Source organism: Candidatus Sysuiplasma acidicola (assembly GCA_019721035.1).
In the GTDB taxonomy this organism is placed as follows: Archaea; Thermoplasmatota; Thermoplasmata; order Sysuiplasmatales; family Sysuiplasmataceae; genus Sysuiplasma; species Sysuiplasma acidicola.
This window is the reverse complement of the sequence record JAHEAA010000015.1, coordinates 24,347-44,608: the sequence shown is the minus strand read 5'-3', so window position 1 is coordinate 44,608 and position 20,262 is coordinate 24,347. Positions and strand designations below refer to the sequence as shown.

At 52.1% G+C, this 20,262-nt stretch carries 16 protein-coding genes; 10 read left to right on the top strand and 6 right to left on the bottom strand.

Annotated elements, in window-relative coordinates; all coding sequences use genetic code 11:
- Positions 1–15 precede the first annotated feature (15 nt).
- Positions 16–972, bottom strand: a complete 957-nt coding sequence (locus KIS30_07560; GenBank protein MBX8646596.1) for an acetamidase/formamidase family protein — start codon at positions 970–972, stop codon at positions 16–18.
- 132 nt (positions 973–1,104) lie between these two features.
- Here KIS30_07560 and KIS30_07555 point away from each other — a divergent pair, with 132 nt between their 5' ends.
- Positions 1,105–2,955, top strand: a complete 1,851-nt coding sequence (locus KIS30_07555; protein ID MBX8646595.1) for a chloride channel protein — start codon at positions 1,105–1,107, stop codon at positions 2,953–2,955.
- 46 nt (positions 2,956–3,001) lie between these two features.
- Here KIS30_07555 and KIS30_07550 read toward each other — a convergent pair whose 3' ends face one another.
- From KIS30_07550 to lonB, 4 genes are all read right to left on the bottom strand, one after another.
- The gene (locus KIS30_07550; protein MBX8646594.1) at positions 3,002–3,640 is read right to left on the bottom strand and encodes an alpha/beta hydrolase; all 639 of its coding nucleotides are present in this window, start codon (positions 3,638–3,640) and stop codon (positions 3,002–3,004) included.
- Positions 3,641–3,777: 137 nt separating this feature from the next.
- Positions 3,778–4,290, bottom strand: coding sequence for a nicotinamide-nucleotide amidohydrolase family protein (locus tag KIS30_07545; protein ID MBX8646593.1), 513 nt, complete (start codon positions 4,288–4,290; stop codon positions 3,778–3,780).
- The gene (locus KIS30_07540; GenBank protein ID MBX8646592.1) at positions 4,250–4,771 is read right to left on the bottom strand and encodes a nicotinamide-nucleotide adenylyltransferase; all 522 of its coding nucleotides are present in this window, start codon (positions 4,769–4,771) and stop codon (positions 4,250–4,252) included. Before KIS30_07540 ends, KIS30_07545 begins: the two co-directional genes overlap by 41 nt.
- A gap of 12 nt (positions 4,772–4,783) precedes the next feature.
- Positions 4,784–6,751 (bottom strand): ATP-dependent protease LonB, encoded by a 1,968-nt coding sequence (lonB, locus tag KIS30_07535; protein MBX8646591.1) that lies wholly within the window; start codon positions 6,749–6,751, stop codon positions 4,784–4,786.
- 485 nt (positions 6,752–7,236) lie between these two features.
- Here lonB and KIS30_07530 point away from each other — a divergent pair, with 485 nt between their 5' ends.
- The 6 genes from KIS30_07530 (at position 7,237) to KIS30_07505 (ending at position 13,374) form a co-directional block, all read left to right on the top strand.
- Positions 7,237–9,420 (top strand): DEAD/DEAH box helicase, encoded by a 2,184-nt coding sequence (locus KIS30_07530; GenBank protein MBX8646590.1) that lies wholly within the window; start codon positions 7,237–7,239, stop codon positions 9,418–9,420.
- Positions 9,374–9,922, top strand: coding sequence for a hypothetical protein (locus KIS30_07525; GenBank protein ID MBX8646589.1), 549 nt, complete (start codon positions 9,374–9,376; stop codon positions 9,920–9,922). The genes KIS30_07530 and KIS30_07525 overlap by 47 nt, the downstream gene beginning before the upstream one ends.
- 129 nt (positions 9,923–10,051) lie before the next feature.
- Positions 10,052–11,203, top strand: coding sequence for a P-loop NTPase (locus tag KIS30_07520; protein ID MBX8646588.1), 1,152 nt, complete (start codon positions 10,052–10,054; stop codon positions 11,201–11,203).
- Positions 11,204–11,258: 55 nt separating this feature from the next.
- Positions 11,259–12,182: a glutamate formimidoyltransferase gene (ftcD, locus tag KIS30_07515; protein MBX8646587.1), complete on the top strand. Its 924-nt coding sequence runs from the start codon at positions 11,259–11,261 to the stop codon at positions 12,180–12,182.
- Positions 12,179–12,778 carry a cyclodeaminase/cyclohydrolase family protein gene (locus KIS30_07510; GenBank protein MBX8646586.1) on the top strand — a complete coding sequence of 200 codons (600 nt, stop codon included), beginning with the start codon at positions 12,179–12,181 and terminating at the stop codon, positions 12,776–12,778. Before ftcD ends, KIS30_07510 begins: the two co-directional genes overlap by 4 nt.
- Before the next feature lie 56 nt (positions 12,779–12,834).
- The gene (locus KIS30_07505; protein MBX8646585.1) at positions 12,835–13,374 is read left to right on the top strand and encodes a YdcF family protein; all 540 of its coding nucleotides are present in this window, start codon (positions 12,835–12,837) and stop codon (positions 13,372–13,374) included.
- 43 nt (positions 13,375–13,417) lie between these two features.
- Here the strand turns inward: KIS30_07505 and KIS30_07500 are convergent, their stop codons facing one another.
- Positions 13,418–17,815, bottom strand: a complete 4,398-nt coding sequence (locus KIS30_07500) for a hypothetical protein (protein MBX8646584.1) — start codon at positions 17,813–17,815, stop codon at positions 13,418–13,420.
- 197 nt (positions 17,816–18,012) lie between these two features.
- Here KIS30_07500 and KIS30_07495 point away from each other — a divergent pair, with 197 nt between their 5' ends.
- The 3 genes from KIS30_07495 to KIS30_07485 all read left to right on the top strand — a co-directional run bounded on the left by KIS30_07495 (position 18,013) and on the right by KIS30_07485 (position 20,233).
- The gene (locus KIS30_07495; GenBank protein ID MBX8646583.1) at positions 18,013–18,852 is read left to right on the top strand and encodes a recombinase RecA; all 840 of its coding nucleotides are present in this window, start codon (positions 18,013–18,015) and stop codon (positions 18,850–18,852) included.
- The gene (locus tag KIS30_07490) at positions 18,852–19,553 is read left to right on the top strand and encodes a KaiC domain-containing protein (protein MBX8646582.1); all 702 of its coding nucleotides are present in this window, start codon (positions 18,852–18,854) and stop codon (positions 19,551–19,553) included. The genes KIS30_07495 and KIS30_07490 overlap by 1 nt, the downstream gene beginning before the upstream one ends.
- A gap of 74 nt (positions 19,554–19,627) precedes the next feature.
- Entirely contained in the window at positions 19,628–20,233 is a 606-nt protein-coding gene (locus KIS30_07485) for a molybdopterin-dependent oxidoreductase (GenBank protein MBX8646581.1), read from the top strand.
- The last annotated feature ends 29 nt before the right edge of the window (positions 20,234–20,262 follow it).

Genomic DNA, 20,262 nt, shown 5'->3' with positions numbered 1-20,262 from the left:
GAAGGCAGGTAACATTCACAAATCGAGGCCGAGTTTGCGCAGGACCGACGCGTCCATCGAAAAGCAGACATTGACATTCGGCATGTCCACGATCTCGCTGATGTGCAGACTCCCTGTCAGAGAGCAGAGCATGTAAGCCTCCGCCCTGTCAACACCTGCCGAATGAATGACGTCCACCATCTGTATAACTGCGCTCCTTGAAGCCTGATATATGTCGTGCGATATTCCGGAAGTGGAAAAAACAGTCCCTTCCTCCCTTGACTCCCTGGACACAACAAGCGGTGCGCCGATGCCCGCATTTCCTTCTTCGACAGTAAGCCTGATTCTCACCCTTGCTGGCATCTCTATTGACGTGCCGCAGACCTCTCCGTCGCCCTGGAGGGCATGCGGATCAGCAGTGGCAAAGAGTCCGCCGTCCACGTTGACAGGGAAGTACACCTTGCTCCCCCTGCGCACACGCCTGTTGTCCATGTTTCCGCCGAAATACTGCGGAGGGATTAGATCGTATTCCGCATCGCCTCCCGGAGCCACGCCCATTACTCCAAGAAATGGTTTCGTTCTCAGAGATATGCCCTTCAGGAATGCGCCGTTCATCGGTCTCGCCATCCCTCCGTCGATGGACCAGTAATACATCTTCGTCTCGCTGAACAGATCATGGAGGAGGCCGAAGTCGTTAGACACCATGCTCCATCCCCAGTTGCCGCATTTGATGTCCAGTATTTCCGCACACAGCATGTCCCCCTTCTTTGCCTCCTTTACTAACACAGGCCCGACAGCCGCATCGGTCAGTGAGCCGTCACGCGTGGAAATTCCGGCGACAGTCGCGCCCGGCTTTATCTGATCAGTGGAGGCATCCGGGAGATCAAACGTGACGGTATCGCCAGAATGTATTTCAATTGCAGGCTCGTTCCTTCCAGACCATTTGAGTATGAGGTTGCTGCGGTCATGCCCGTTCAGATGACGATCTGTCATGAACCTTGAATCGCGGGATGGGATAAAGAATTCGTCCAGGACTCGAGTGTCGCACGATGCGCATGCCCGGCAGGATAAAACGTTGTTCTCTTAATCCGACCCAGTTGAGAAACATATTTTAACCATGCAATATTGAAGAAACACAACACACAATCTGGTGGTTCAATAGAAATATATTCCAGATTCCGGAAATATGTTGTTTCCGGGTATGTCAAGAAATGGACAATAATTGGCGTCCTGATTGGTATAATTGCAGGAACAGGTTCGCTTGTGCTCTATTACGCAATATCCTTCTGCACCTCGCTTTTCCTTACGGGCATAACAGGATTTGTTCCTCCATCGCCCATCAGTGAGGGGGGAACGGCCGTATACGCATTCGGGCATTTCAAATACTGGCTCATTCCGGTTTCGACGACGCTCGGTGGTCTCCTGTCCGGCATTCTCGTCTACAGGCTCGCGCCCGAAGCTGAAGGGCACGGTACGGATGCCGCGATCGAGGCATTTCACTTCAGGGGCGGAGTCATCAGAAAGAGGGTACCTGCCGTTAAACTGGTCTCATCGGCCATAACCATCGGCTCGGGAGGCAGCGCTGGAAGGGAGGGGCCGGTAGCTCAGATCGCGGCGGGCTTCGGCTCTTTTGTGTCAGACATATTCAGGCTGAACGATAAAGACAGAAGAATAGCGGTTGCGGCCGGTATCGGTGCCGGCATAGGCAGCATTTTCATGGCACCGTTCGGCGGAGCGCTGTTGAGCACCGAAGTGCTGTACAGAAGGGATTTCGAAGTCGATGCACTCATACCCTCCATAATAGCCTCCGTTACAGGATATGCGATTTTCGGCTATTTCTTCCACTACAGCCCACTTTTCACCCTGCCTTCTTCGACACCAATCGCGTTCTATCATCCGCAGTCGCTCGCGCTTTATGCACTCGTGGGACTGCTGGCTGGCCTCACGGGCATACTTTACGTTAAGTCATTCTACGGCATCAAGAGACAGTTCGCCAGATTGAGAATGATACCGAATTACGTGAAGCCTGCAATAGGCGGTCTCCTGGTTGGCCTGATTGCAATGGCTTTTCCTGAAGTGCTTGGACTGGGTTACGGATGGGTTCAGCTCATATTGCTCAACAATCTCACACTTCTGCCGCTGTGGATATTGATTGTCATCCTGTTTCTCAAAATTCTGGCAACGTCGTTCACCATAGGGTCCGGTGGCTCCGGAGGCGTCTTCGCACCTGGAATAGTCATAGGCACATTCCTGGGTGCCATCATAGCAGTCATTTTTCACGACTACCTTTCAACCCTGTTTCCTTACCTGAGCCTGGCAGAAATAGCAATAGTGGCAATGATCGCGTTCTTTGGCGGGATATCAAAGGCACCTATTTCCATAATCATAATGGGAACGGAAATGACCGGGGGCTACGCACTTTTCCTTCCTCTGATGCTTGCGACGACAATATCTTACTTTGTATCTGGCAGCAGGTATTCGATATACAGCATGCAGGTACTCGATAAAGCACATTCGCCTGCACATGCGGCTGAATTCGAGAAGCCAATAATGGATCTTGTAAGCGCGAGGGATGCCATGAACCCGGCAATTACTTCCATCGAAGGGAGCATGAGCCTGAACGATGCGTACCGACTTCTGCTGGAGAGGAAGAGCGCGGGAATTGTAGTTACTGAAGACGGTGCCCCGGCCGGATATATTGCGTTCGCGGATCTTGCCGGCGGCGAGCGACCGGAGGGTATGAAACTGAGAGACAGGGTGAAGGTAAAGGTCGAATCTATTTCTTCAGAAGGGACAGCACATCAGGCATTCAACTTGCTCATAAGCAGGAAGATAGAGATGCTCGCTGTTTTCGATGCAAAACGGAAAGAGACCATAGGCGTCATCGGTCTGTCAGAGATCGCAAAGGCATATAACGAGAAAATCAAACAGATTCAAAAACAGGCCGGAGAGGACGAAGGCCTTACGCCGGAATAACCGCCTGAAGTGGCAATATATCGGTAACATCATTTGCAATAGTCGATTATCGGTAAGTTCCATTGACATCTGAGAGGAATACGGTGACCAGTTCAATGAACGCTTCCGGTTTGTCCCTGTGCGGTACATGTCCGGCGCCGGGGATCACTCGGTAAATGCTGTCCGGCAGCTCTCCCATCAGTCTTTCGCCTGTGGATGGGGGTATGACGTCGTCATGCTCACCCCAGATGATCAGAGTTGGAATCTTCGATTCCCTTATTGCCTCGACATATGGTGACGAGTCCTCAACACGATTCCCGTAGCCGGCTCCCGCTGTGTCCTCGAGTATTAGTGCAGAGGCTAAACCAGGGTTGCGGATGATGCAATTCATGGATATCCACCCGCCCATGGAGTTGCCGGCAAGCACTGTTTGAGTAACGCCTTCGCGACGCATGATCTTTTCCACAGTTGAGGTATAGTCTGCAATAGGTATATCCGCAAAATCACCGAAAAAGGGAGGAAGGCTCGGTGCTATGACGGTATATTTGTTCTTCATCGCATCTATTGTTTTTTCCCAGGTTCCGGAATGCCCGTTCCAGCCGTGAATGAGTACACACTTCTGCGCAGCTGTCCCCTCGACACAATACCCCACGCTGCCGAACCGCTCCGAATCAATCCGCCTGTTGTCACGTGGTCTGTCCATCATCGTCTCGTGCACCTCGGGCCAATGCAGCAATACCTGAACAGAAAGCGCGTTCTGCGGGCAGCATAACAGCAGGCAGCTTCGATCTCATCAGGCACAACACTGACGCCAGACACAGTTGCGTCACAATAACCGAACTCCTATGTCTGTTTTTCCGCTGCATCTGCGCAGAGTTTCAATGCATCCAGCGAGCAGGCATTGCGCACCATCTCCCTGCTGCCGGGGTATGCTTTCTCCGAAACAACTTCCGTCCCCTTGTAAACAACTGCGATGAATGCAAGACCGATTGCCTTCTTTTCGGTCTGTCCCGTCGGGCCCGCAATACCGGTCGTTGAGACGGCCATGGTCGAATCGAATATTCTCGCGGCACCACGAGCCATTTCCAGCGCAGTCTCCCGGCTTACCGCACCGTGAGAGGCAATTGTCTGCCTGTTTACACCGAGCAGCCTGACCTTTGCGTCGTCTGCGTACGCAACGACGCCTCCTTTGAAAAAGGAGGATGCACCGGGTACGGAGACTATGGCATTAGACACATGCCCGCCGGTAAGTGATTCGGCAACGGACAGAGTGTGCGACCTTGCAGTAAGCAATCCTGCAATGCCGGCAACAAGTTCAACCGTTGCCTTCTGAAAGTCTGAAGAGTTCTCTGACACGTTCCGCACCGCCGAAATCGTCGATGACGCGCAAGACACCTTCCGGAACCAGAGGCTGCCATTTGCCCTTGTTGATCATCAGTTCCCGTATGTGTGTTCCGGAATACTTTTTCCTGTTGTATATCCGGGTCTGCCGAACTTCGAAGCCTGCTTCAGTGAACAGCCTCTGAGTCAACGGATTGTTGGTGAATGTGATGTTAAACGGCGGAACAAGCGAGCGCACGTGAGAGACCCATACGGAGTACCTGTTCACATCCATGATTGGCACCACGTGGATCTTCTCCAGGAGCCCTTCTTCCTTCATGGCTGAGTGTATCATGCGGTAGCGTTCCCCGGCAGTGAACGGATTCTCGCGTATATGTGAATACTGCGCACTACCTATACCGATAACAAGCTCATCGCATTGCGCGAGTATCTCCCTCACGACATGCATATGGCCGAGGTGGAACGGCTGATACCTGCCAATCACTAACCCGATCATCTGAGACACGCTTTATCTCGGAACGGGCCTGCCGCCTTTAATCTTTGCCGGCTGAGTCTGTGGTATCTCGACGTCGGCATCACCCGATTTCTGGACGAATATAGAACCTATCCTGGCAAGAAGCTGATCTTTCTCGGCCCCGGGCACGAGCGCCTCTTTGAGCACATCGTACAAAGTCCTGACCGGGAATATTTTGATCTTCCCTTCATAGCGCGGTTCGAGTATGATATCCCCGAGATTGTCCTCCGGAAGAATTACCTCAATCAGGCCGGTCTCTGCAGCCGCCTCTGTCTTGGCCGTCACGCCTCCGACAGGCAGCACGAATCCGCGCACGCTGAGGCTCCCGGTCATGGCGATGGACTGATTCACGGGTATGCCTTCAAAGGCGGAAATGACAGCAGTTGCAATCGAGACCGATGCGCTGTCGCCTTCGACGCCCTCGTATGTGCCTATGAACTGTATGTGAATGTCGTGATTGCTTATGTCTTCGCCAGAGTATTTCTTGATTATGGCAGACACATTGTCAACCGCTTCCTTTGCAATGTCGCCCAGCTTTCCGGTGGCTATGACGCGCCCGCCCGATCTGGTATGCGCCGGAGTAACTTCCGCAACGATCGGCAGCACTATGCCGGATAATTCGGAGATGCCCGATTCCCCGCCGAGCGCCGCCAGACCGTTCACAGTACCAACCAGACCGCCGGCGGTAGTGATTGAATTATATTCTTTTCTCCTCTGGATATACCTGTCCGCCACCTGCTGCTCAAGGGATCGGGCGATTGCCTTTGCCTTGAGCACATGCTCGCGGTGGACTGTGTCCGATCCCTCCTCCCGCGCTATGTCTCCAGCCACCCGGACGAGACCGCCCAGTTCCCTCAGCCTCAGTGTAAGTCTGCCCTTCCTCCCCGCTCTCCTCTGTGCTTCCTTGATTATTTCTGCAACCGCGAATTTATCAAAGTGTGAGATTTTCTTGTCTTTGACGACTTCCTGAGCAACGAATCTGACTAATTTCTGCCTGTTGAGCGTGTTGTCCGGCATGGTGGTGTTCATGTACACTTCGTAGCCGTATCCCCTCACTCTGGACCTCAATGCAGGATGCATTCCCTGCAGCGCATCCAGATTTCCTGCAGCGACAAGTATGAAGTCGCACGGTACTGGCTCGCTCTTCACCATCGCACCGGAACTCCTTTCACTCTGTCCCAGAATGGAGAAACGGCCTTCCTGCATTGCCGTGAGAAGGCTCTGCTGCGACTCCATCCTGAGCAGGTTTATCTCATCGATGAACAGAACGCCCTTGTTTGCCTTGTGTATCGCACCCACTTCGAGTCTTTCATGAGCCGGCGTTTCCAGCCCGCCGCTCTGGAATGGATCGTGTTTCACGTCCCCGAGCAGCGCACCCGCGTGGGCGCCGGTCGCGTCTACAAATGGAGGCAAATCATCAGGGCTGTGCGAAACCAGCAGTTTCGGGACCATGATGCTCTCCTGCCTCTGACCGGTATAGCGTGTGAAAAACCAGATGAAAATCGCGGCGATTATTCCAAAGAGCAGGATGGACGGATCGTGGTTGTATATGAAAACTGCAATGGATGCGATGACAATCATGAGAACAAGCATCCAGTAAACAGATGCTTTCTGCTGTCTCCTCTGCATCATTTCTGCACGCTGGGCATTAACAATTTCCTTCCCTTTGCCCGCCGGTATGATCCTTATCTTCGGTTCATTTGGATCGTCCGGGTTGTGATATGCGATAATATCCTGCAGCTCGCCTCTTGGCAGGAACTCAACCATTGAACTCGCAAGCATGGACTTGCCTGTTCCGGGTTCTCCGATAAGCATAACATGTCTTTTCTGCTCCGAAGCCTTCCTGACAACACGAACGGCTTCATCCTGACCGATGACCTGATCCGACTGGCGGGTAGGTATGCTTATTTCTGCCGTGGATGAAAAATTCTGGGAAACAATCCATGTGTCTGCGTCTTCGATTCCCTCAACAGGCTCTTTAGTCTGTAATTCACCATCTGACAAATGAGTTCAGCTCTACACCATTTGTAGTTTTCCTTGCTAAATAAGGTTTTTGGGATGAGTGCAGCAAAGAATAAATCGCACGTTTTGTCACGCGGTGCGAAACAATATGCTGGCAAAAAGAGGTTGCGACTGTACTAAGCGCGCTCCGGTACAGAGCCATATGCAACAATCGTGATATACCAAAGCAGTGGTTAGCTGTGAAGCATAAACACGCGGAGGAGGCATCAACTGTGCGACATGGTCTCGCATTCATCACATCACGATTATATCGTGAGGAATATTGCCATGACTCGTGCAGTATGGCGCACATCGAACTAGCCGATGACCTGCATCTGCGCGTGCCGCGGACTCCGCCCGTACAATGAGGAGCAAACCTTCAGACGAATGGAACATTACCTGCGTTTGAATGATTGGCCGCGATCGGATAAACTGAGGTCAGTAAAATGGAGCCAGAAGTAGTCACCCCCGAAGAAATAGGAATCGATGCAGATATAGCCGAAATACTTCGTTCCGACGGCATCACGGCTCTTTATCCCACCCAGATTTCAACCCTGCCGCACGTGATTCAGGGGAAGAATCTGGTGGCGGCGGTGCCGACCGCGAGCGGCAAATCACTGATTGGATACATCGCCCTGCTCAGGGCATTCAAACAGGGGCACAAGGGCATGTACATTGTGCCGCTGAGGGCCCTTGCCACTGAAAAACATGAGGATCTGAAAAAGTATGAAAAAATAGGCGCCAAAGTGGCAGTTTCAACCGGCGATTTCGATTCGAAGGGGGAGAGTCTGCAAAAATTCGACATCATCGTAGCGACGAGTGAAAAGGCAGATTCACTCCTGAGACACAACTCCACCTGGATCAGGGAACTGTCCGTCCTGGTCGTTGATGAGATACACCTGATGAACGACGCGGAAAGAGGACCGACGCTGGAAATGGTAATTGCGCGTCTGCGGAAACTGGTGCCGAACATACAGGTGGTCGGCCTCAGTGCCACAATCAAGAATTCAAAGGAGATTGCAGACTGGCTCGAAGCTGTGCACGTAACCAGCGACTGGAGGCCCGTGAATCTGAAATATGGCACATACTGCGACGGCGAGATATTCTTCACGAATAATGAGAGGAGAAGTCTTGAAGTTGACGACGACCACCTGTGGGCACTCATAAAGGATGCGACGAAAACAGATGGCCAGGCTCTTGTATTTGTCAACACGAGAAAGAGCACGGAAACGACGGCGCTGAAGTACAGAGGGATGATGTCGAAGAGGCTCAAAGCAGAAGGAACAGAGCTGGGCGAAGACACAGAGTCTGATGATGACGAAGAGGAGGCTACCGAGGTCTCGAATATGCTTTCCGCATCGCTGAAATCAGGCATCGCATTTCATCATGCAGGCCTCACCGGAAAGCAGCGCACAAAGGTCGAGAGCATGTTCAAGAATGGAAAAATAAAATGTCTCGTTGCAACACCGACACTTGCCGCCGGCATCAATCTGCCTGCAAGGACTGTGATAATCAGAGACATCTACAGATACGACTCCCAGCTGGGAAACACGCTGATACCTGTTATGGAGATAAAACAGATGCTGGGGAGGGCCGGAAGACCGAAATATGACGATTACGGGGAAGCCATAATAATCTCAAGGACCAGGGAACAGGCCTCACTCATACTCGATGAATATCTTCTCGGTGAAGTTGAGAGCGTAAATTCTCAGATTGGAAACGAGAAGGCACTCAGAAACAACGTGCTTAGCGCCGTTGCTACGAGGCTTGCAGCATCGGAGGAGGAACTCAGGCATTTCTTTTCCCTCAGTTTCTTCGCTTTTGTCAACGATCTTGAACCCCTTCTGGATGGGGTGGAGACCGCGCTGAACTATCTTGAAGAAAATGGAATGGTAGTGAAAGAGGGAGGCAGACTGAGAGCTACCGTGTTCGGCAAGAGAGTCTCTGACCTGTACATAGACCCTAAATCGGCTGTGATAATTAAAGAAGCCATAAACAGGTTCGGGACCGGCAAAGAACTCGGTTTCCTTCATTCTGTGTGCTCCACGCCCGACATGATACCCCTCTTCTGCAGGACCTCGGAGACTGTAACGTATGATGAAATCGCCGAGGGAAGAAAGAAAGAACTTCTGCAGAGCATAGAGGACGCTGAGGACACCGGGCTATATCTTTCACAGTTGAAAACGGCGCTGATGCTGCTCGACTGGATTGGAGAGGAAAGGGAGGAGACGATTCTCCAGAGATACAACATTTATCCCGGAGATTTGAGAAACAAGGCCGACACGGCGTCGTGGCTCGTCTCAAGCGCGGCTGAACTCGCTTCTCTGCTGTCATCAGACGCGAAGCGGAGCATCGAAATGCTTGCGAGGAGGCTGGAAAAAGGTGTGAGCGAAAGGCTGCTGGACCTTGCGTCGCTCAAAGACATCGGAAGGACGAGGGCGCTTGCACTGTACACGCACAATTTCCGAACAAGAAGGGATATATCAGCCGCGGACGTCGGAAAGCTTTCGCTCGTGCCTGGCATAGGAAAAAACATAGCTGAGAATATCATAAAGCAGTCAAAGAAGGCAAGGAAGCCCGTCGTTGAACAGAAGGAGGAAATTCCGGAGGATTGGTTCTTCCGTGAGTAGTGCGAATCTCCCTCCCAGTGTGCTGGACGTGACGTTGATAGGATGTAACAGGCAAAAGGCGGATCCCGTCGAAATCATAAACACCTTCAGGAAGGAGGGGTACGCGGTTCAGCCGGTGCGATCTGACATGGTATTCGGCGCCGAGCACATGATGGCAGCATACATGCATGCCGCCAGGGCTTTTTCAAGGGGGAGCAACAGGTCTGATGACCTCATGACCGAATTCATGATGTACGCTGCCTGTGAGACACAGATTACCAGGGCCATAGAGAAAATGAAAGTCACGTCTCAGCGGGGAATTGTTATGCTCATAGTGCCGGCAATGGATGCCGTGCTGCTGGAAAGCATGCTGGCGCGCATGAAGCTGGGCAGGGATGACACGTTGATGGATGTCTCCGAAAGCAAGCGGGAGAATGCCGTTGAACTCGGTGTAAAATGGGGTGTGGACGTGACAGACGCGGTGATTGAGAGAATCGCAGTGCTGGACATCATGAAACGATGAGAGAAGTGTGCCAGCGTACGCCAGTTTGAATGCCCCTGGCCGCAGTAATCATTCGGGCAAGTGTTAATAATGTTGCGACGATAGTAGTTTCCCGCAAGCGCCAACAGAAAATATGTGGAGAGTCCGACATTGGATGAAAAACAGATAATAGAGGCACTCAGGCCGGTCATGGATCCTGAGATAGGAATAAGCATAGTGGAACTCAACATGGTCAGGGGCGTCCGGATTGAGGGGACCAAGGTGAGCGTAGACATCGCGCTGACCGTGCAGGGCTGTCCGCTTCAGAAGACCATCGAATCAGACGTGAGGACAGTTCTGAAAAATGTGCCCGGACTGGAGGAGGTCGAGTTAAAGCTCGGAGTCATGACGAAAGAGGAACAGTTTGCGCTTTCGGAGGAATTGAGAAAGAGGAGAAACCAGAAGAAACCTGAGGGAGCCACTGAAGTTGCACCCGGCATTTTCAGATATGGTAAAATGGGCATCCAGCATGTCATAGCCGTAATTTCAGGCAAGGGAGGCGTGGGGAAGTCGCTCACGACAGCCGTGATAGCCAGTGAACTGACCAGAGAGGGCTTCAGCGTTGGCATACTCGATGCAGACATAACAGGCCCCAGCATGGCCAAGATTATGGGCGTGCATGGAAGGGCGGCAGCAACGGAGAAAATGCTGATACCGGCTAAGACAGCGGCAGGCATCAAACTCATCTCCATGAATCTGATACTGGAGAAACAGACGCAGGCTGTCGTCTGGCGGGGACCGCTGGTGACAAGAGCCATAAACCAGATGTACTCGCAGACTGACTGGGGAGATTTGCATTTTCTGCTGCTTGACCTTCCTCCGGGAACGAGCGACGCGCAGCTGACCGTATTCCAGTCCATACCGCTTGACGGCGTGATAGTGGTGACGACGCCACAATCGCTTGCGCATATGATTGTAGAAAAGGCGCTGGACATGGCCAGGGTCACGAAGATACCGGTCCTTGGCCTCGTGGAGAACATGAGTTATCTGAAATGTCCACACTGCGGTGAAGAGGTGAACCTGTATCCGCACGACGACGGCAGTGAAACGGCGATGCTGGCAAAACTTGAACTCCTCGGAAGACTTCCTTTTGATCCGGCAGCCACGGCACTTGCGGACAAAGGGGAAATCGAGCAGTACCGGAGCGATGATGTCAGACGGCTTGTTTCAAATGTCAGGAACAAAATACTTTCAATCTCATCAGTTTCAGTTGAACCCATTGCCTGGAAGGCGGAAGAGACGGTAGCAGGGATCAGACGATGACGATAACGGAGAGGGAAAGCTCGTTTCAGGGCGTGAGGAGCGGAAAGGTGCTCAATTGGCCAAACTGATAGAGTGTGTTCCGAATTTCAGCGAAGGCAGAGACGCCGGCATCGTGAAGCAGATATGCGATGCTGTCAGGAGCATCGAAGGCATCATGTTTCTAGGCTCCGAGCTGGACGCATCACACAACAGGAGTGTGCTCACATTCGCAGGCACGCCCTCACCCGTCGCGGAGGCCGCGTTTGCAGCCGCCAGAAAGGCTTCCGAACTCATTGACATGAACAGGCACAAAGGGGAGCATCCCAGAATAGGAGCGACAGATGTGGTGCCGCTCATACCCCTTGCAGGAACAAGCATGGAGGAATGTGTGGCTCTCTCTGTGGAAATAGCGAAAAGGATATCGGACGAGCTGGGAATACCCACATATCTCTATGAGCGCTCTGCCAGAAGACCGGAACGTAAGAATCTTTCCGACATCAGGAAAGGCGAATATGAGGGACTCAAAGAAGCGGTTCTTATGGACGCCGGGAGAAAACCGGATTTCGGCGGACCCGCACTTCATCCGACTGCAGGTGCGACTGTCGTGGGCGCAAGGCCGCTCCTGGTTGCCTATAACATATACCTCAATACTCCGGACGTTTCGGTGGCGAAGAGAATAGCGAAAAAGATTAGGGAGAGAGATGGAGGACTGCCGGGGGTCAAGGCACTCGGTTTCCTGATAAAGGAGAAAGACATGGCACAGGTATCAATCAACCTGACGGACCTTTCAAAGACTGGAATGAGCGAGGTTTACGCACGCGTGGCGGAAGAGGCGACGCTGGAAGGCGTTACAGTGGCCGGGAGTGAAGTCGTGGGAATGGTTCCGGCCTCTGAATTCATACAGATTGGAGTGCAAAAACTTAAGCTGATGGAGTTTGATTCAAATCAGGTGATAGAGTCCAGGCTGCTTGATATCATGACAGAAGGAGGGCGGAAATGACTTCGTACTCCGACAAAAAGATCTCTGAATTCATCAAAGAGCTTGCGTCGTCCGCGCCCACACCCGGCGGCGGCTCCGCTTCCGCGATAATCGGCGCCACTGCTGCAGCGCTCATAGTAATGGACTGCAATCTGACGATCGGCAAACAGGCGTATGCGGGCGTCCAGGGGCAGGTCGCGGGCATCAGGAAGAGAGGAGAACGCATAAGCAGGATGCTGCTCAGACTCGCGGATGCAGATGCAAGAAGCTTTGAGGCAGTCATGAAAGCGCTTTCGCTGCCAAGAGAGACGGAACTGCAGAAGCTCAAGCGATTCGAAAGGATCCAGACGGCGCTGAAGAGGGCGACGGAGGTACCGCTGGAGGTTATGAACTTATGCGCGGAGCTCGAGGAAATGGCGAACTTCATGGTTGAATACGGGAACAGAAACAGCCGTTCAGATGCACTAGTCGGAAGCATAATGGCCGAAGCGGCGCTCAAGGGCGCCTATGAGAATCTTGAAATAAATCTGGAGTCCATCAAGGACGAGCATTTTATTTCTGAAATGAACAAGAGGGTGGCGGAGCTTCTGAAGACGCCTCCGCAGTATGTGCGATGAGCGCTCGAAGATGCGCCTCAATAATATTTTCTACAACGTGAACGTCACGGAACACAATGTTCACCGTAGTGGTAGTTTTAGGATGCAGGCCGGATGGAGACAGACCAACGCCTGAGATGGTAAAGCGCGTCAGATGCGGAGTGGAGGCGGCAAAAGGAACGGCGAAGGAGAGGTACGTGCTCATGTTCTCCGGAGGAAGGACGGCGGGAACGTTCAGCGAAGCTTCAGTGATGCACCGTGTCTATGAGGAAATGTTCCCGGATGCTGCCATACCTTCTGTACTCGAAAACAGGAGTCTTGACACAATCGGCAATGCATTCTTCTGCTCGTCTCTGCTCGAAGGGTTGGAATACGACAATGTGATCGTTGTAACCAGCCCGTATCACATCAACAGATCCAGGTACCTGTTTTCATTCATGCTCGGCCATAAAGTTTCGTACAGAACGTTCGGACGCGTTCCGGCCGATTACACGAAAGAGGAGCGAAAGAGCCTGCAGATGGCCAGAGAGATGATGAAGGGCATAAAGAGAGGAGATCTTGAAGCAATATGGAAGAGGATGTCGGATGTTCATCCTCTTTATTCGGCTGATGTGTAGCAAACGCTCCGGCTACATTCGCAATCTGCTCATGGCGGTAAGCTTAAGCGCCTATCGGAAGGCCGCATTCGCATGCCTTGAGCCTTGAGGAGCAGGGGATGTGGTATTCTCTACCGCAGTTACAATTGTAGGTCTGCACTCCCTCACGCAATCTGCCCCTGCAGTGCGCACAAATCCTCACCCTCACTATCGATGAGCCTTCCACCCTGAAGAGTCTGCTGTACACATGTTCCTCACTGTCTACGAGACTGCGGGCCTTAACGCTCACCTTCACATCTCCGGTCGCGGACGGCGAGATATTCAGATGCCTTTCCTGACCGGGTTTCATATTGCCAACCTCATCGTTCATGCTGAACGACTGACCTTTCACTTCAATGGATACGCCGAGAGCGACCGCACGACCCCTGTTGCGCACAGCGATCATGGGTGATGCGCTTCCCCTGATTTCTTCAACCGAAAATGATGGAAGCATACTGTTCCGAAGCTTCTTCATATCGTCGATAAGCTGTGCTGCAGTCGCAGGCGCATTTTCCGGCATATCGGAGAACAGTGTATTGAATTTGCTCTCGAATGCGCGCATGTTAATGCCGGCACCGCGCAGGATCTGTGAAAGAGACTGATACTCAGACTGTAGCGGCGCGAGTGCAGCTGCTGTCACGGCCTTTCTGGATGCCTGTTCCCTGACTTCCCTGAGATATGCCATCGCCGCGTCATACCGCTGGTCTGAAATGAGTTCATCCAGCCGGTTCATTGCGGCAGTTCGAAGAGCCTCAGGATAGTCGATCCCCTCCAGTCCTCTGTTGAAGGCAGCCTGCAGCGTTTCCAGTATGACAAACGACAGATCCTTGAGACCGTTGAAGCTCAGAGAGAGCGAATCGAAAAGTCGTCCTTCCATCATTGCCTCCTTCGACTGTTCCGTGATGCCCTGCCTGAATTCCAAACCTAGTTCGTCCGCAGCTCTTCCCGCCTTCTCCAAGGCATTGAGTGTTGAAAGGCACGTGCTGTTGATCGCCTCTTCCGCCTTCCTGTCGCAGGCTGCAATGAGCGTGAGTGCCTCAACCGGTTTGCCGGCAGACATGGCCTCTGCGATTCCTGCCGCCATCTCCCTGCATTCCCTGACCTGGACACCGATCTCCTCATAAGAGTTGAGCTTCTGTTCGAGCGCGGCAGCCTTCTCCCCTGCCCTCTTGCTGTCTGACTGGAGCTCATCCATAATCTGCTCGATGCGAAGACCCTTCTCGATTACCTCGCGGTATCTTCTTGACTCTAGCAGCTTCTTCATGTCATCGATTTCCGCATCAAGTGTGGATGTGTCGACGCCCTGCTGGCGCACGGAATCCACTTTCGATGCCGTGACTTCCAGCGTTCTCTTCGACATTTCTTCCTGCAGCTTTACCTTGTCGCAGTATTCCTTGATGGATAGCAGTCTTGACGCGCCTTCCGGCTTACCGGCCGCAAGGATAGGCTTCAGTGCCTGTATGTTCTCCTTCGCGCCTTCCATGTCTTCATCAGGCACAATGGGCATTAAAGTCTCCGCGTAGCGCATAAGCATCTGCGGACCCTTCGCCCTCAGCATTTCGGCACATATTTCGATGCATTTCTGCGCTGTCTGGAGAGCGAGTAGATGCTGTTCGTTGTTCAGGAGCGATCTGGACTGTCTCAACATGCTTATCGCAGAACTCTCTATGATGCCAAGTTCGTCCATATGCTCAACAAACTCCTCCGCAGTGCGCATGGCCACGGCAGACTCTGCAACCGTATTCCTTGAAAAGTCAAGTTCCTTGTCTGCAAGACTCAGACTGTTGAACGACTGCTCATAACGTTTCTGCGCAAGTAATTCCCTGGCCTTCTCGAGCCTTGATTCCACGAGTTTGACGTCGATACCATCCATCTCAGCCCTTGTGCTGTCGGCCCCGATGGCTTTTATCGCGCTGTCTATGGCGTTCTGAACAACTGCCTCGATATCACTGACCACCTTCCTCGAAAGGAGTAGTGCATTGTAGTGATCGCGCTCGCGCATGAGTGCCACTGCATCGTTCTTCATCGATTCGAAGTCTGTCGTATCGAGGGACAGCGTTCCGGCGAGCTGGAGGAGAGATTTCATTGCCAGTATCTCCCTGGCGGCAAGATTCGGTGCTAGTGCTTTTTCCAGCTTCTCCTGTATCTCCAGGACCATCCTGCCCGCAGTAGCATAGTCATAGTGTTTGATGGAGGATCTGGCAGCGGATATGAGTTCCTCCACGTCCTGCAGATTATTGCCTGTCTGCCTTCCTTCCGCGAACAGTTTCTCGGCCCTTTCGAGGCCGGCCTCGATCTCTTCGACACGTTTGAGCTTCGAGTGTATTTCCTCCCTGGCGATTGAGACCATCTTTGTAGCAGTCTCGAAGTCCTCAAATTTTAACGCAGCACGCGCTCTTCCTATGAGATTATACCCGTACCCGATCTCCACCTTCTTACGCCTTGATGCGGAGACCATGCCCATCAGTTCAGACATTTCGTTTGTGAAGTAATCGGTGAGCAGACCGTACATTATATCGTGGGCCTCTCCTGCCGATTTCAGCGCAGATTCAACGTCAATGGCGAGGTTTCTTTCGGCTCCTTCTATCATGCTTGCGACGACGCCACTGGAAACAGACGGAACAATTGACATCAGCCGCCTCGTCCGCTGAACAAGCGAGTTTACTCTGTACACATCGCCGTTGCTCGACCAGTCTACGACGTCCTTAGCGATGCACGCAGATCTGTAATACTCTTCCTTTTCCTCAAGGCCGTTTGCGTTAAACATCAGTTTTTCGAGTCGCTCTCTCCTGTTTCCTGATGCAGCAGCAGCTGCTTCCTTTGCCTTTTTCATCCACGATGTATTCAGCTGAAGGAGTGCCCGGTCGACCTCTTCCTCCATTTTGACAGTGATACCCAGGCACCGGTTATATTCCCGGTTCTTAACGAGTGAGATGGCATTTTCAAGAAGCTTGTTGAGCTCGAGCGTTTCCGCGCCCAGGTATTCCAGCGCAGAAATCTTTCTGTCGAGTCCATCGATCTGGCTCGTCGAAAATGTCTCCAGCATCGCATGCATTTCCGAAACCAGAAGGTTGGCCTCGTTGACGAAGCCCTGGAAATCTTTCTGCTCATACCTGCGCTTTGCGTCAGCATACTTTATGCTCATATCCACGGAATTGGCTATCCGCGCAGAGACTATTGCATATTCCGTCTCTATGGTCTTCATAAGCTCCGACGCTTGCATGACCTGCTCCGAGAGCTTCCTTGCCTCATCGTTTGCGAGTTCAGCCGTTTTGACTGCGTCGTCAAACCGGCGCCTCTTCATCAGCTCCCTGACCTGTTTAATCTGTTCATTGACGGAGGTAATATCGGCTCCGCTTCTGATTGCATCTGAAATGTATTTCTTGCCGTTGAGCAGTATGCGTGCGATGAAATCGTATTTTGCCTTTTCCAGCTCCCCCTCCACCTGTTTGAGTGTCGTATATGCTTTTTCAAAGTCGTTCTCAGACAGCATCTGCTCTGCCTGTTTCAGATGAAAAGAAGCAGTGCCGATTACGCTTGGAGGGAGCATCTTGTTGAGCATGTCCGAGCGCACCGTCTTTATGTTGACTTCGAACGCTCTCCTTAGCCTGTGATCAATGTCCCTGTTGAGCGAGGACAGAAGAGACTGGATTTCGCCGAATCTCTTCTCGGCTGGCAGCGCTTTTATCTGATCGAGTCTCTCCTTGTGAGATGATGTGCCGAGCCCGAATTGCCTTGATATTTCGATTTTTGAGGAGATCGACTGCATCTGAGCTTCGGTGTTTCCCCTGAATTTCGAAACGATTGACGCGGCAGCTTCGTCAAGCAGCCTGAATGCATTCTCAAAATTGTTTGAGGTCATCTCGTTCCTGGCGCCGGTGAGCAGTGTGTCAACACCTTCGAGGTTCATGCCGTGCGATTTAGCCTCAACCATCGTTCTCTGCACCTTTGAGAACTCCACCGAGTAGAGTTCCGATATGTTCTTTTCTTCGCGCGACCAGACTTCGGTCAACAGTGCATCTGCCTTCTCGAATTTACCCTCTTCCAGCAATGAGCGGACATCTTTCAGATTACCACTCAGATGATCAACGTTCGATCCTTTAGATCCAAGAAAATCGAGAATCTTTACCGTGGAATCGATTCTTGAACGGAACATATGATTCAGCTCATCGATGAGAGTTGAAATTGCGAGAGATGCATCGGAAATGCATCCGCGGCAATCCATTGCCTGGAGCTTTTCCCTCGCACTCTTTGAAAGTTCATTGAATTTGACCGAGTTGAAACCGAGTCTGAGACAGATAGAGGCATACTCATCGAGTTCCGCTACCTTCGCCTCCGCTTCCTCCTTCTCCTGGGCAATTTCTCTGGCCTTCTCAGTGAGCTGTTTGCCGAGTTTCATATTGCCGAAGTAATTTCCAGTCACGAGCAAACCACCATGACGAATCTGACCATACCTTAAGGTAATTGCTGGAGGAGTTCATCTCATTATGTATAAACATAATGACATAGTTTCTCCCCATGATTTTTATGTTCCTCAGCGCATGAGCGCCACGATACTGGGACCGGCACGCCGCCGACCCCATAGCAACATTTAATCACAGGTAAAACAATGCATCGGACATGGGATTGGATGCGCGAAGTGCAAGGATACCGACAGGTGTTTCAGATTTTGACTCTATTCTTGATGGCGGGCTTCCTCCGGGATCGGTAGTACTGCTACTTGGCGACGTGGGGAGTGGTTTCGTGGAATTCGCTTACACGTCGGCTTCCAAAATTTCGCTTGCTTTGGAGAGGCCGGATTCCATCCGCTATCTCATGGGTGACAAGGCCGCACAGGGGAAACTCCCTCTGAAGATGCACTACGTCACGTTCTTCAAGCCGAAGGAAGAGATACTGCAGGAGATACTTTTTTCGTTCAACGATGAGTTCCACGACGCATTCGAGAAGAACGTTAAATTCACTGACTTTTCAGAGTATTATTTCGAAAAATCCGTCGTTCCGGCAAGCTGGATAGGCAATGACGGCGGGCTGCTCAGAAAGAGGGGAAAAGGGCTGATCGATTCGTTGGTCGATTTCATGGACCGGGAGGCAGACGGCGCCTTCATAATAATCGATTCGCTCACTGACCTTTTTCTCACTGAGAGTCTGGACATAATGGACATCGTGGCAATGCTGCGTGGCATGCAGAGGATGGCAAAGAAATGGAAGGGCGTGATATACATACTGCTGACTGAGGGGATACTGGAGAAGAGAAAGGAGCAGATGATCATAGACAGCGTCGACGGCGTGCTGGTCTTTGAATGGAGCAGAAACAGCAACAGCAGCAAGAGACAGCGTTACATATACATATCAAAATTTGTGAGCCTGATGCCTCACCTGGACGAACAGCGAATAGCGAGGTTTGCCACAACACTGACATCCCAGAGCGGTCTTGTCGTCATAGATGCGGAGAGGATTTGATGCAAGGGGCTGTGGAAGCAACTGGCATTGACGGCCTGGACGAAATGCTCGGCGGAGGGCTCCCTGCAAACTCCATAACGGCGGTTCTCGGTTCTTTCGGAACGGGGAAAACAACGCTTGCTCTTCAATATCTGCTGAAGGGACTCAATTCCGGCGAAAAGTGCATATTCATTTCGCTCGAAGAGGATGAACAGTCAATACTCAAGAATGCGGGTTCGTACGGATGGGATCTCTCCACCCACATCAGCGAGGGACGCCTCTCGCTCGTTCGGCTGGAGCCGTACAACACCAGGACATCTATAGAGCGAATCAAGAGCGAATTCCCTGAATTTATCAGGAATTTCGGTGCAAAGAGAGTCGTCCTGGACTCCGTATCACTTCTCACGATGCTTTATGATAGCGATGCGGAGAAGCGGGCAGGACTGTTCACACTCTGCAACCTCATCAGGGAAAGCGGCGCAGGAGCATTGCTCACCTCAGAGGTCAATGAAAATCATCCCGTATCATCCAGAGACGGGATGGTGGAATATACGGTCGACGGCGTGATACTCCTGCAGAGCGTCGAGTCCAAGGACGCCTCGGAACAGCAGCTGACTATAAGGATTGTGAAAATGCGCGGCGTCGGGCATTCAAGAAGGATCAAGCCATACAGCATAACCAGAGATGGCATAGTGGTGCATTCCGGCTCGGAAGTATTCTGAACTCGAGCCGTGCCGCTCCGGAAGAGCGTTGTGTGCGCCAACAATATATGCATGAAGAGCTTTTTAACGAGTACATGAGCGCATTGCCCCCCGGACAGTTCAACGGCCACAGGTTTGTCATATACACGATAAATGGAGTTCCGTCAGTAGATGACAACAATTACGTGCTGGAGCTTTTTGGAGAAGTCGAAAAACCGCTGTCATTCACCCTTTCCGAAATCAGGGACATGGCCACCGCAAGAATGAAGAGCGATTTTCATTGCGTTACCCGATGGAGCATCAGGGACTGCGAGTGGGGCGGCGTCCCGTTTTCCGCGCTTAAGGAGAAAGCCGGAGTGAAGGAAGAAGCGTGTTTTGCCTACGCTCACTGCCTGGACGGCTATACTACGGTGATGCCGATGGAAAACATGCATGATGCGATGTTTGCCGTTTCACTCAACGGCGCGCAGCTCACGCAGGAGCAGGGAGCGCCGGTCAGACTGGTCGTCCCCTCGCTCTACGGCTGGAAGAGTGCAAAATGGGTCCAGGCCGTCGAGCTGCTGAAGGAGTACAGGGATGGATACTGGGAAGAGAGGGGCTATCATGAGCGGGGAGATTTCCTTGTGGAAGAACGTTTCAAGGATCCGGCGGCCCGTTTCATACACAAGAAGGTTGCAAAAAAACAGACTGCAGATCGATGATTTCGGAGAACCTTTTAACAGAGAAACGG